This window comes from Hydrogenophaga sp., from assembly GCF_018780075.1.
In the GTDB taxonomy this organism is placed as follows: Bacteria; Pseudomonadota; Gammaproteobacteria; order Burkholderiales; family Burkholderiaceae_C; genus Hydrogenophaga.
On sequence record NZ_JADMKB010000061.1, the window covers coordinates 1 to 12,461 of the forward strand.

General features: G+C 66.9%; 14 protein-coding genes and 1 pseudogene. 8 read left to right on the top strand and 7 right to left on the bottom strand.

From position 1 onward, the window contains the following. A partial coding sequence (argG, locus tag IV088_RS12655) for an argininosuccinate synthase (RefSeq protein ID WP_291102403.1) occupies positions 1-1,031 on the top strand: 1,031 nt, incomplete at its 5' end. 76 nt (positions 1,032-1,107) lie between these two features. Here the strand turns inward: argG and murB are convergent. Then, positions 1,108-2,172 (bottom strand): UDP-N-acetylmuramate dehydrogenase, encoded by a 1,065-nt coding sequence (murB, locus tag IV088_RS12660; RefSeq protein WP_291102405.1) that lies wholly within the window; start codon positions 2,170-2,172, stop codon positions 1,108-1,110. Between the two features lie 39 nt (positions 2,173-2,211). On the opposite strand from murB, the gene IV088_RS12665 reads away from it, so the two are divergent. The 3 genes from IV088_RS12665 to IV088_RS12675 are packed head-to-tail and all read left to right on the top strand — an operon-like array spanning position 2,212 to position 4,018. Then, positions 2,212-2,703 carry a YajQ family cyclic di-GMP-binding protein gene (locus tag IV088_RS12665; RefSeq protein ID WP_291102408.1) on the top strand — a complete coding sequence of 164 codons (492 nt, stop codon included), beginning with the start codon at positions 2,212-2,214 and terminating at the stop codon, positions 2,701-2,703. Positions 2,704-2,720: 17 nt separating this feature from the next. Then, positions 2,721-3,323 carry a hypothetical protein gene (locus tag IV088_RS12670; protein ID WP_291102411.1) on the top strand — a complete coding sequence of 201 codons (603 nt, stop codon included), beginning with the start codon at positions 2,721-2,723 and terminating at the stop codon, positions 3,321-3,323. Positions 3,324-3,352: 29 nt separating this feature from the next. After that, positions 3,353-4,018, top strand: a complete 666-nt coding sequence (locus tag IV088_RS12675; protein ID WP_367171586.1) for a TIGR02281 family clan AA aspartic protease — start codon at positions 3,353-3,355, stop codon at positions 4,016-4,018. 146 nt (positions 4,019-4,164) lie between these two features. Here IV088_RS12675 and IV088_RS12680 read toward each other — a convergent pair whose 3' ends face one another. The 4 genes from IV088_RS12680 to IV088_RS12695 all read right to left on the bottom strand — a co-directional run bounded on the left by IV088_RS12680 (position 4,165) and on the right by IV088_RS12695 (position 6,853). After that, a complete protein-coding gene (locus IV088_RS12680; protein ID WP_291102413.1) occupies positions 4,165-4,524 on the bottom strand; it encodes a RidA family protein in 360 nt (119 codons plus the stop codon). Then, on the bottom strand, positions 4,521-5,150 hold the full coding sequence (gene plsY / locus IV088_RS12685) for a glycerol-3-phosphate 1-O-acyltransferase PlsY (RefSeq protein ID WP_291102415.1): 630 nt from the start codon (positions 5,148-5,150) through the stop codon (positions 4,521-4,523). The genes IV088_RS12680 and plsY overlap by 4 nt, the downstream gene beginning before the upstream one ends. A 53-nt stretch (positions 5,151-5,203) precedes the next feature. Further along, complete coding sequence (locus IV088_RS12690) at positions 5,204-5,695, bottom strand: aminoacyl-tRNA deacylase (protein WP_291102418.1); 492 nt, start codon at positions 5,693-5,695, stop codon at positions 5,204-5,206. 114 nt (positions 5,696-5,809) lie between these two features. Further along, a complete protein-coding gene (locus tag IV088_RS12695; protein WP_291102421.1) occupies positions 5,810-6,853 on the bottom strand; it encodes an aldo/keto reductase in 1,044 nt (347 codons plus the stop codon). A gap of 118 nt (positions 6,854-6,971) precedes the next feature. Here IV088_RS12695 and IV088_RS12700 point away from each other — a divergent pair, with 118 nt between their 5' ends. After that, on the top strand, positions 6,972-7,397 hold the full coding sequence (locus IV088_RS12700; protein ID WP_291102424.1) for an OmpA family protein: 426 nt from the start codon (positions 6,972-6,974) through the stop codon (positions 7,395-7,397). A gap of 115 nt (positions 7,398-7,512) precedes the next feature. Here the strand turns inward: IV088_RS12700 and IV088_RS12705 are convergent, their stop codons facing one another. Beyond that, entirely contained in the window at positions 7,513-9,276 is a 1,764-nt protein-coding gene (locus IV088_RS12705; protein WP_291102426.1) for an acyl-CoA synthetase, read from the bottom strand. 34 nt (positions 9,277-9,310) lie between these two features. Between IV088_RS12705 and IV088_RS12710 the strand changes: the two genes are divergently transcribed. Continuing rightward, positions 9,311-10,309, top strand: coding sequence for an alpha/beta hydrolase (locus tag IV088_RS12710; RefSeq protein ID WP_291102429.1), 999 nt, complete (start codon positions 9,311-9,313; stop codon positions 10,307-10,309). 135 nt (positions 10,310-10,444) lie between these two features. Here the strand turns inward: IV088_RS12710 and IV088_RS12715 are convergent, their stop codons facing one another. Continuing rightward, a complete protein-coding gene (locus IV088_RS12715) occupies positions 10,445-11,347 on the bottom strand; it encodes an alpha/beta fold hydrolase (RefSeq protein ID WP_291102431.1) in 903 nt (300 codons plus the stop codon). A 96-nt stretch (positions 11,348-11,443) separates the two neighbouring features. Here IV088_RS12715 and IV088_RS12720 point away from each other — a divergent pair, with 96 nt between their 5' ends. Both IV088_RS12720 and IV088_RS12725 read left to right on the top strand, forming a co-directional pair. Continuing rightward, a complete protein-coding gene (locus tag IV088_RS12720) occupies positions 11,444-11,917 on the top strand; it encodes a hypothetical protein (protein WP_291102433.1) in 474 nt (157 codons plus the stop codon). A 140-nt stretch (positions 11,918-12,057) separates the two neighbouring features. Further along, positions 12,058-12,461 (top strand): annotated as a pseudogene (locus IV088_RS12725) (PCRF domain-containing protein); the annotation flags it as partial.

The window sequence follows — 12,461 nt, forward strand, 5'->3', positions numbered from 1 at the left end:
CGCTGGGCCGCGCCGTGACCGGCACCATGCTGGTGGCGGCGATGAAGGAAGACGATGTCCACATCTGGGGCGACGGCAGCACCTACAAAGGCAACGACATCGAGCGCTTCTACCGCTACGGCCTGCTGACCAACCCCAGCCTGAAGATCTACAAGCCCTGGCTGGACCAGCTGTTCATCGACGAGCTGGGCGGCCGCGCCGAGATGAGCGCCTTCATGACGGCCAACGGCTTTGGCTACAAGATGAGCGCCGAAAAGGCCTACTCCACCGACAGCAACATGCTGGGCGCCACGCACGAGGCCAAGGACCTGGAGCACCTGAACAGCGGCATCACCATCGTCAACCCCATCATGGGCGTGGCGTTCTGGAAAGACGAGGTCGAGGTCAAACGCGAAACCGTGACGGTGCGCTTTGAAGAAGGCCAGCCGGTCGCCCTGAACGGCCAGACCTTCGACTCGCCGGTGGACCTGATCCTGGAAGCCAACCGCATCGGCGGGCGCCACGGCCTGGGCATGAGCGACCAGATCGAGAACCGCATCATCGAAGCCAAGAGCCGCGGCATCTACGAAGCCCCGGGCCTGGCGCTGCTGCACATCGCCTACGAGCGCCTGGTCACCGGCATCCACAACGAAGACACGATCGAGCAGTACCGCATCAACGGCCTGAAGCTCGGCCGCCTGCTCTACCAGGGCCGCTGGTTCGACCCGCAGTCCATCATGCTGCGCGAAACCGCCCAGCGCTGGGTGGCGCGCGCTATCACGGGCGAGGTGACGATCGAGCTGCGCCGCGGCAACGACTACTCCATCATGAACACCGAGAGCGCGAACCTCACCTATGCGCCGGAGCGGCTGAGCATGGAAAAGGTGGAAGACGCGCCGTTCACGCCGCTGGACCGCATCGGCCAGCTGACCATGCGCAACCTCGACATCGTGGACACGCGCGCCAAGCTCGGCATCTACGCCAAGAGCGGCCTGCTGTCGCTGGGTGAAGGTGCGCAGATGCTGCGACTGGAAGGCGACAAGGGCGAATAAGCCCCCGTGCCTCGCCCACAAAAAAGCCGCTCTCCGGAGCGGCTTTTTTTTGCCTGCAAGGCCAAACGGCGCCGTCTCAGACCACCACCGGCTCAGGCTCCAGCCGGATGCCAAAGCGCTCGTACACGCTGGTCTGGATGGCCTTGGCGAGCGTCATCACCTCGCCCCCCGTGCAAGGGTGGGCGGGCCCGCCGCGGTTCACCAGCACCAGCGCCTGCTTCTCGTACACCGCGGCGTTGCCCACGCTCTTGCCCTTCCAGCCGCAGGCGTCGATCAACCAGCCTGCGGCCAGCTTGATGCTGCCGTCGGCCATGGGGTAGTGCACCACCTTCGGCTCGCGCGCGATGATGTCGGCGCACTGATCGGGTGTCACGGTCGGGTTCTTGAAGAAGCTGCCGGCGTTGCCGATGACCGCCGGGTCGGGCAGCTTGGCGCGGCGGATCGCGACCACCCAGTCGAAGATCTGTTGCGCATCGGGCGCGTGGATGCCGGTCTCGGCCATCTTGCGCTCCAGGTCCAGGTAACCCAGCACGGGCTTCCAGGGCTTGGGCAGCAGGAAGCGCACGCGGGTGATGAGCGCCCGGCCGGCCAGACCGAAGCTGCGCTGATCCGACGGCGTGTGCTTGAACACCGAGTCGCGGTAGCCAAAGCCGCACTGCGCAGCGTCCAGCGTGAAGGCTTTCCCGGTCTGCAGGTCGATGGCATCCAGCGAATGGAAACGGTCCTGCAGCTCCACCCCATAGGCCCCAATGTTCTGCACCGGCGAGGCGCCCACCGAGCCGGGAATCAGCGCCATGTTTTCCAGCCCGGGCCAGCCCTGCGCCAGCGTCCAGGCGACGAAAGCGTGCCAGCTCTCGCCCGCGCCCGCCTCCACCAGCCAGCCCTTGGGGGATTCTTCCACCAGGCGCTTGCCGGGAATGTCCACCTTCAGCACCAGCGCCTTGATGTCGCCGGTGATCACCAGGTTGCTGCCACCCCCCAGCACGAACACCGGCGCCGTGGGCGACGGCACGCACCACTCGGCACTGGCCATGAGATCGGCCAGATCGGCTTCGGAGCGCAGCCGCGCGAAACGTTGTGCGCGCGCCGCAATGCCAAAGGTGTTGAGCGCCTGTAGCGCCACGTTGTTCTCGACTAACATCTGTCGATTGTCTCATTCACGCTCTGTGGAGCCCGCACCATGCCCTCTTTTGACACCGTTCTTGAAGCCGATCTCGTGGAAGTGAAAAACGCCGTCGAGCAAGTGGCGCGCGAAATCGGCACGCGCTTCGATTTCAAAGGCACCAGCGCCGCCATCGAACTCAAAGACAAGGAAAAAGAGATCACCTTGTTCGGTGACGCCGATTTCCAGCTCACCCAGGTCAACGACGTGTTGCTCGGCAAGCTGGTCAAACGCGGGGTGGACGTGCGCTTCCTCGATGCCGGCAAGGTCGAGAAAATCGGCGGCGACAAGGTCAAGCAGGTGGTGAAGGTGAAGAACGGCGTCAGCACCGAAGACGGCAAGAAGATCCAGCAGGTGCTCAAGGGCAGCAAGCTCAAGGTGCAAGGCGCCATCCAGGGCGACGCGGTGCGCGTGACCGGCGCCAAACGCGACGATCTGCAGGCCGCCATGGCCCTGATCAAGAGCGAACTCAAAGACCTGCCGTTGAGCTTCAACAACTTCCGCGACTGACCCTGCGCGCCGTTTCCATGCGATCACGTTTCTTCATGCGCCGCTGGCTGGTGATCGCAGCCGGGGCCGTCGCGCTGACCGGCGCAGCCCACGCTGCGGTCTTCAAATGCAAAGGCGCCGACGGCACCCTGGTGCTTCAGGACAGCGCCTGTGGCCCCAGCACCCCACCGCTGCACCCGGCTGCGGAGAACGACGGCCCCCCCGTCAACCTGTCGCTGCCCCTGGATCAGCGCGTCAAGAACCCACACGACAAGCGCCGCCTCGACGCCGCCGTCCACATCACCGGGTTGCAAACGGGGCTGCGCAAGCGCATCGAACATTGCCAGAAACACGCCCTCGAGCAGGCGCCAGCGATGCAGAGCCTGCTCGACGGCTGGCGCAGCGAACGCGCTGCCGCCATCGCGGCCAGCGAGCGCCTGATGGAAAAGTACCTGACCGCGACAGAACGGGTCGACGCCCTGGCGCAGTTCGATCGCGCCTTGAGCAGCACCATCGAGCTGAGCATCAACAGCGACCCCGCCGTCAACGCCAACAACTGCAAGAACGCGGCGCTCAAGATGCACCAGTTCATGGAAAAACGGTACGCCGGTGACTACACCACGGTCGTCGGCGGTCGCTGACCATCCCATCCGAAACACGGGGAGACCCCTTGAAACCGATCCGCTGGCCGACCTTGTCGCTGCTCCTGTGTCTGACGACCGCCGGTCTGGCCGCCCATGCGCAGACCGAGCCCCAGGTCGCGCTCTCGGGTGTGGCGGGAGGCAAGGCATTGGTCATCGTCGATGGCGCGCCACCCAAGTTTCTGTCCATCGGGCAGGCCGTGGGCGGTGTGAAGCTGTTGTCGGTGGAGGGTGACACCGCCACCGTTGAAATGGACGGCAAGCGCCAGACCTTGCAGGTGGGCGGCGCGCCGGTGAGCGTGGGCAAGGGACGCTCGGGCGGTGGTGGGCAGCGCACCGTGCTGACCGCCGATCCCAGCGGCCACTTCGTGCCGCAAGGGCAGATCAACGGCAAGGCGGTGCAGTTTCTGCTCGACACGGGCGCCACCACGGTCGCCATGGGTGCGGCGGACGCCAGGCGCATCAACCTGAAGTACGAACACGGCCAGAAGGTCCACATGAACACCGCCAACGGCACGTCCACGGGTTACCTGATCCGCCTGGATTCGGTGCGTGTCGGCGACTTGGTGGCCTATGACGTGGAAGCTGTGGTGTCGCCCCAGCCCATGCCCTTTGTGCTGCTGGGCAACAGCTTTCTCAACCGCTTCCAGATGCAGAAAACCAACGACCAGCTGACGCTGGAAAAAAGGTTCTGAACTGGCCCTCCCCCGGCGCCGCGCTGCGCGCGTCACCCCATCAAGGGGGCATCACGAGCGGCCCGGCCAAGCCGGTTCCGCCGCGATCTTGACCCGGACATCTCGGCCCGAGGGGAGACCTTGACTTTCGCGCCGCATTGAGCGGCTTACAGGGTCTGGGCTGCCGTCACCACGATCTCGATCTTCCATGCCGGATCTGCCAGCGCGGCCTGCACCGTGGCCCTGGGTGGCGCGGTGCCTGGCACCACCCACGCGTCCCACACGGCGTTCATCAACCCGATCTCGCGGATGTCGGTCAGGTAGATCTGCGCACGCAGGATGCGCGACTTGTCGCTGCCCGCGTCCCTGAGCCGCTGCTCGACCTGCGCCAGCACGTCGGCGGTCTGGCCAGTGATGTCGGTATCGCCGCGCTCGGGCACCATGCCGGCGAGGTAGACCACGCCGTTGAACACGGCGGCCTCGCTGTAGCGCGCGGCCATGCCGATGCGTTGGATCTCGTGGCTCATGATTTCTTCGCTCCCAGCTTGCTCTCTTTGCCCGCCACCAGGCGGTTGATGTTTTCCGCATGGCGCCACACCAGCAGCAGGCCCATGACGGCCAGGCTCAGCACCAGCATGCCAGGCGCGCGCCAGGCCACGTGGTTGCCAAACAGGTAGAAGACCGGCGCAAACACCGCCGTGACGATGGAGGCCAGCGACGAATACCGGAACGCGTAGGCCACGATCACCCAGGTCAGCAACACAGCCAGCCCGAGCCAGGGCTCGAAGCCGATGATCACGCCCGCCGCCGTGGCCACGCCCTTGCCACCCTGGAAGCGGAAGAAGACCGGCCAGAGGTGGCCGAGAAACGCGGCCAGCCCGACCAGCGCCACCGTGCCGTCGCCCAGGCCCCAGGACTCCCCCCACCACTTCACGGCGACCACGGGCAGCCAGCCTTTGAGCGCGTCGAGCAGCAGCGTGAGGATGGCCGCCTTCTTGCTGCCCGAGCGCAGCACGTTGGTGGCGCCAGGGTTTTTGCTGCCGTAGGTGCGCGGGTCGTTCAAGCCCATCACCTTGCTGACGAGCACCGCGAACGAGAGCGAACCGATCAGGTAGGCCAGGACGGTGGCGAGGATGGGGGTGATGTATGCCAAGGCGATGCCCTCGTTGTGGTTCTGATGCCGCGCACGCGGCGCGACACCGGCGCTTATTCTGCCAGCGCGCACTGCACCGGCTTCGCCCCCAGCGGGGCGGCCAGCACCGCCGGATCGATGCCGACGAGAAAACCGCGGCGCCCGCCGTTGATCCATATCTTCGGCAGCGCCAGCACCGTGGACTCCACGTACACCGGCATCTCGCGCCTCAGCCCGAACGGCGAGGTGCCGCCCACCAGGTAGCCGCTGTGGCGGTTGGCCACCTCGGGCTTGCAGGGTTCGACCGACTTGGCACCGATCTGCCGCGCCAGATTTTTCGTGGACACCGTTCGGTTGCCGTGCATGAGGATGGCCAGCGGCTTGGCCGTCTCGTCCTGCATGATCAAGGTCTTGACCACGGCAAACGGGTCAAAGCCCAACACCGCAGCGCTGTGCTGCGCACCACCGTGCTCCACGTACTCGTAGGGGTGCTCCGTGAAAAGCACGCCTTGGGCCTTGAGCCAGGCGGTAGCGGGCGTCTCGGAAATGTGCGTTTTTTTCGCCATGAACAGGTGCAACGAGAACGATGTCTGACCCAGGATGCGGTGGAGCCGGCTCCGCCGGGCCACTCGCATCGCCCCCTGGAGGGGGTCTCGGGCAGCGCGGCAGGGGTGAGCTGATCACTGCGCCGGGTCGCGCAGCTCCCAGCGGATGGCGTCGATGGCCTTGAGCAGTTCGGGAGAGAGCTGGGTGTCCCACGCATCCAGACATTCATCCAGCTGCGTCAGCGAGGTCACGCCGATGATGGTGCTGGCCACCTTGGGGTTGCGGTAGCAGAACGCCAGCGCCAGCTGCGATGGCGTCATGCCGTGGTCCCGTGCGAGGCCGTTGTAGCGCTTCGCAGCGGCCAGCGCCTCGGGGCGGCCCCAGCGCTGGGCCTTCATGCTGTCGTAGATCGCCATGCGCCCGTGGTCGCCGACCAGGCCCGTCTCGTCGTACTTGCCTGTCAGCAGGCCGAAGCCCAGCGGCGAGTAGGCGAGCAGCGACACGCCCAGGCGGTGGCAGGTTTCGTCCAGCCCGTTCTCGTAGGTCCGGTTGATCAGGCAGTACGGGTTCTGCACCGTCGCCACGCGCGGCAGTCCGTGCTGTTCGGCCAGGCGCACGAACTCGTGCACGCCGTAGGGCGATTCGTTCGAGAGGCCCACGGCGCGCACCTTGCCGGCCTGGACCAGCCCGGACAGCGCTTCCAGCTGCTCCAGCACCGAAGGCATGGGTTTGTCCTTGGCGGGATCGAAATAGATGGCGCCGAACGCCGGCACGTTGCGCGCCGGCCAGTGGATCTGGTACAGGTCGATCACGTCCGTCTGCAGGCGCTTCAAGCTGCCTTCGCAGGCCTCGATGATGCCGGCCTTGCTGACCTCGGGGCGCATCCAGGGCATGCCGCGCGCCGGACCGGCGACCTTGGTGGCCAGCACGATCTTCTGGCGTGCACCCGGGTGTTTCGCGAACCAGTGGCCAATGATGGTTTCGGTGGCGCCACAGGTTTCTGCCTTGGCCGGCACCGAGTACATCTCGGCGGCATCGATGAAATTGACACCGCGCTCCAGCGAACGGTCGAGGATGGCATGGGCGTCGGCCTGATGGACCTGTTCGCCGAAGGTCATGGTGCCCAGGCAGATGGGGGTGACCGGCAGGCCGCTGGCGCCGAGTGCAACAGTGTTCATGGAGAGGTGTGCAAATGCGTATGAAAGGACAATGAAGGAAGAAACCGGTCTATAAGTTTAGGGCCGTGCCCGCACCGGCCCTGTCGCCACCGGCGCCACCCCCACAAGGAGTTCAGGTATGCCCCGCTTGTCACCCGCCCTCCGCGCCGTGCCGCCCGTGTTGCTCCTGGCACTGGCGGCTTGCTCGACCCCGCCGCGTGGCGGCGGAGCACCGCCCGCGCCACGCGCCTCCGACCCGCCCTCGTCCATGGAGGTCCCCGCCGTGTCGGCCTTCGACAAAGGCCGTTCGGCGGTCAAGCCCGGTCTGGCGCGCCAGCTCAATGACCTCGGCAAACGGCTCGAAAGTCGGCCCACGTTTCGTGTGCACATCGTGGGCAACGGCGACGAAGGCCGCAGCGACGCCGCCAACCGCATGCTCGCGCTGGACCGCGCGCTGAGCGTGCGCGACTACCTGCTCGCGCGTGGCGCCGACATCACCCGCCTCACCACCGAGGGCAAGGCCGGCCAACGGCAGCTGGAGCTTCGGGTCGTCGAGAGGAAGTGACCACCCCCGCCGCGCTTCGCGCGACCCCCTCGATGGGGCGATGCGAGTGGCCCGGCGGAGCCGGTTCCACCGCATCCTGCGGTTGAGGCATTTCGCTCCGGGAGCTCGCCATGCATCAGGCGCCGGCCCGTGCCCTCGCCTCTTCCTGCAGCCGCAGCACGCGGCGTTGCACCTTGCCGGTGGTGGTCATCGGCAGTGATTCGACGAATTCGATGTCTTTCGGGTATTCGTAGGGCGCGAGCTTGCCCTTCACGTGCGCCTGCAACTCATTCACGAGCCGTGCTTCGAAACCCGCGTCGCCCACACGCCGCCCCGGCGTCGCCGCCAGGTACTCCTGGGCCAGCACCACATAGGCCTTGACCACCGCACCGCGCTCGGCGTCGGGCTTGGGCACCACGGCCGCGTTGGCCACCGCCGGGTGCTTGACCAGGCAGTTCTCGATCTCGCTCGGGCCGATGCGGTAGCCCGCGGCCTTGAACACGTCGTCGCTGCGGCCCTGGTACCAGAGGTAGCCGTCGGCGTCGCGCGTGGCGAGGTCGCCGGTGCGGCACCAGCTGCTGGCCATGTCGCCGGTGAACTTGGCACGGGTCGAGGCCTCGTTTTTCCAATAACCCAGAAAGAAGATCGGGTCGGGGTCGCCGTGCACGTCGAGGCGGTGCACCGCCACATCGCCCGGCACACCGACGGGGCACTCTTTGCCATCGTCATCAATCACCGCCACACGGTGGCCCGGATAGCCCTTGCCCATCGATCCCGGCTTTGCCGGATACAGCCGCGCACAGTTGCCCACGATGTAGTTGATCTCGGTCTGGCCGAACATCTCGTTGACCGTCACGCCCAGTTGCTCGCGGCAGTAGGCGAACACCGCGTCGCCCACGGCCTCACCCGCGCTCATGATGGCCTGCAACTGGAGCGTGAACTGGCGGCGCGGCTCGGGGAAGGCTTTCATCATGGCCTTGAGCGCGGTCGGGAAGAGAAAGGTGTGGGTCACGCCGTGGCGCTGCATCAGCTCGAACGCCGTCTGCGGGCTGAAGCGACCGTTGAAGCCAACGATGGTGCGGCCGAAGTAGAGCGTGGGCAGCAGCGCGTCCATCAGGCCACCGGTCCAGGCCCAGTCGGCCGGCGACCAGAACACCGCTTCGCTCTGCACCGTCGCATCCCACGGGTCGAAGCCGAACCAGTTCTGGCTGCACACGAAACCGGTGAGGTTGCCGATGAGCGCGCGGTGCGGAATCAGCGCGCCCTTGGGGTTGCCGGTGGTGCCGCTGGTGTAGATCAGCACCGCCGCCTCATCGGCCAGGGTGTTCACCGCGTCGAAGGCGGCCGGTTCCTGCGCCAGCACGGGTGCCCAGTGCAGCACGCGGCTCTCTGGCGCATCCACTGCGATCACGCTGTGCAGTTGCGGGCATTGCGCGCTCACGGACTGCACGGCCGCCAGCGTGCTCGCATCGCAGATCGCGACCAGGGCTTCGCTGTCCTGCAGGCGGAACTCCAGCGCCTCGGGGCCGAAGAGTTGCGAGAGCGGCACACCGACCGCGCCCATCTGCAGCACGGCCATGTAGGCCACGGCGGTCTCGAAACGCTGCGGCATCACGATGGCCACGCGGTCGCCGCGCCGCAGGCCGAGTGCCGCGAGTGCGTTGGACAGGCGGTTGGCCTGCTGCTGCAGTTCGCCGTAGCTGTGGTGCTGGTCGGGGCGGTCGGCGGTGCAGGCGATCACAGCGGTGCGGGCCGCAACCTCAGGATCGGCCGCCCAGCGGCGCGAGCAGACCTCGGCCATGTTGAAGTGCTCCGGCACCCGCCAGCCGAAACGGCGGTGCAGCTCATCGTGATGGTCCACGCCGGACGTCGGGGTGTCACGGCCTTGACGCTGGGGCATGCGGTGTCTCCTGCTCGTCTTTATGATGAATCGAATGTACCAAGCCCTCAAAGCCTCGCGCAGCATCTTCGTACCGATCCGCCACCTGCAGTACCACGTGCGACAGTGGGGCGAACCCCGGCCCGGCCAGGCGCCGCTGGTGCTGGTGCACGGCTGGATGGACGTGGCCGCCTCCTGGCAGTTCATGGTCGATGCGCTGGCCGACGACCACTGGATCATCGCGCCCGACTGGCGGGGGTATGGGCTGACGAAGGTGCGCATCGGCGCCGGGCCGCCCCAAGCCGATGCGAGCACTCTCGGGGGGCAGCGACCACACGAAGTGGGGAGCATGGGGGCAAGGTGCGCTGCTCCCGACAACTTCTGGTTCGCCGACTACCTCGCCGACCTCGACGCCCTGCTCGACCACTTTGCGCCCGGCGTGGCGGTGAACCTGGTGGGCCACAGCATGGGTGGCAACGTGGCCATGATGTACGCGGGCGTGCGGCCCGAGCGCATCCGCCGTCTCATCAACCTCGAAGGCTTCGGCATGCCCGAAACGCGACCCGCGCAGGCGCCCGGGCGCTACGCGCAGTGGCTGGACGAACTCAAGGCCCTGCGCCGCGGCGAGATGAACCTCAAGACCTACGACTCGGCCGAGGGCGTGGCACGCCGCCTGATGAAGACCAACCCGCGCCTGGGCGCCGACAAGGCCGGCTGGCTGGCGCGCCAGTGGGCCGCGCCCAATGCCGAGGGCCGGTGGGCCATCCTCGGCGACGCGGCGCACAAGGTGGTGAACGCCCACCTCTACCAGCTGCCCGAGACGCTCGCCATCTACGCCCGCATCAGCGCACCGGTGCTCAGCGTCACCGCCAGCGACGACAGCCTCTCACAGTGGTGGAAGGGCCGCTTCACGCTGGCGCAGTACCACGAGCGCCTGAAGGCCGTGCCCAACCTGCACCACGCCGTGATCGAAGACGCGGCCCACATGCTGCACCACGACCAGCCGGAGCGGCTGGCCGGGCTGATCGAGGGCTTCCTGAGCAACGTTTCCTGAGCGCGCGCAAGAGCTGAGGACAGCAGACCCCTCTCCCGAGCAATCGCCCCCACCGGGATGCGGTGGAGCCGGCTTCGCCGGGCCACTCGCATCGCCCCCTTGAGGGGGTGACGCCGCAGGTGGCGCGGGGGTGGGTCACAAACACCCTGCTGCGATGTCCTGCCAGGTCTTGTCGTAACTGCCGGTGGTGTCGGTGTGCAGGTTGCTGTGGCCCAGCGGCCAGTCGCGCCAGAACTTCGGCGCGGGCGCCATGTCGTAGAGGCGCCGGCCCTGCGCCATCGACACCGTGGTGTCCTGCGATCCGTGCAGGAACCAGACCGGCCCATGGACCCCGGCGATGTCCTCGCTGGCCGCCATGCGCTGCGTGCCCATGCCCACCAGCGCGCGGCCCGCCCAGCCCACACTGGCCTGCGCCAGGTCGGAGAAGCTGGTGAACGCGCTCTCCAGCACCAGGGCGCAGTAGCCGCCGCCTGAGGCGTTCAGGCGCGCCGCCAGCCGGGTGGCGACGGCCGTGCCCATGGAATGTCCGTAGATCACCCAGCGCACCGAGGGGTTCTGCGACCCTTGCGCTTGCAGGAACTGCCAGACCGTCCAGGCGTCGTCGTGGATGCCCGGCTCATCCGGCAGGCGCGGGCTGGAGCCACCCCAGCCCCGGTAGTCGGGCACCCACACCGCCATGCCGGCGCGCCGCATGGGCAGGGTCTTGGGCAGGTTCTGGTAGGCGTGGCGAAAGGTGCCGTGGAGGTACAGCACCCGGATGTCCCGCGCCGGGGTGCCGAGGGCGGGCACCTGCAACACCTCCACCCATTCGCCCGCCGCACCCGACGGGACGCGCAACAGGCCGACCTCGGGGTTCGCCGCCTGCAGGGCCTGTTTTTCAGCGTCGTTCTGCAGCGCGGTCGGGCGGTAGATCTTTTCTCGCTGCCAGGTGTCCACCGCGGCGCAACCCGGGAGCAGAAAAACCAGCCCAAGGACCCACAGGGCCAGGTGAATGCTTCGGCCCAGGGCGGGCGACACGGAGGCGCTGGAAACGGTCATGGGGTCAGTCAAAACTTCAATGGCACAATTTTGCAGCACCCCTCACCCCTTCCCTGGCACCGCATGCGAGCCTTTTTCGCGTTTCTCCTGGTTTCCATGCTCGCCGCCCGCGCAGGCGCCCAGGACTACGCGCCATGCCCTGGCTGGAACCCGCCGGACGCCAAGGACCGGCACCACGAATTGTTCATCTCGCCCTTCACCCGGCACTGGACGCGCTCTGACGAACACAAGCCCGTGTACGCCCTGGGTTTCACCCAGCGGCTGCCCGACGACCGGTTTTGCGGCTTCAGCCTGTTCCGCAACTCCTTCGGCCAGCCCTCGGGCTATGTCTACATGGGCAAAACATGGAACGCGCTGGTGCCGGTCATGCCCAGGCTCTACGGATCGATCAGCGCCGGCGTGCTGTTTGGCTATGTCGACCGGTACGAGGGCAAAGTCCCGGCCAACCACCATGGTTTCTCCCCGGGTCTGATCCCCGCCCTGGGCTACCGCCTGACGCCCGCGGTGAGCGTGGAGCTGCAGTTGCTCGGCTCGGCCGGCATCATGTTCGGCACCGCTTTGCGCTTCTAAGCGCGTGCCTTCCCTGCGGGATCGGCGGGCGCAGGCGGCCTCTCACCGTTCGCGTGAGAAAATCGCGGTTTACGTGCCCACTCCCACCCCGGTGTCGAGGGGCGCGCCCTTCCCCCCGCCAAACACATCAAGGTCCCATCATGGAAGCAGAACGCGTCAACACCATCCGTAGCCAGCTCGCCGACCTGACCACCCGCGTGGTCGAGTTACGGAGGTATCTTTGACTACGATGCCAAAGCATCGAAACTGAAAGAAGTCGAATCCGCGCTGGAAGACCCGACGGTCTGGAACGACCCCAAGCGCGCCCAGGACCTGGGGCGTGAGAAAAAATCCCTCGAAGACGTGGTGCTGGTGCTCGACCGCCTTACCGGTGAGCTCTCGGACAACAGCGAACTGTTCGAGATGTCGAGCGAAGATGGCGACGACGCCGGGCTGATCACCATCGAAGGCGAAGCGGCCAAGGTCGCGGTCGAGGTGGAGAAGCTCGAATTCCGCCGCATGTTCAACAACCCGGCCGATCCGCTGAACTGCTTCCTGGACATCC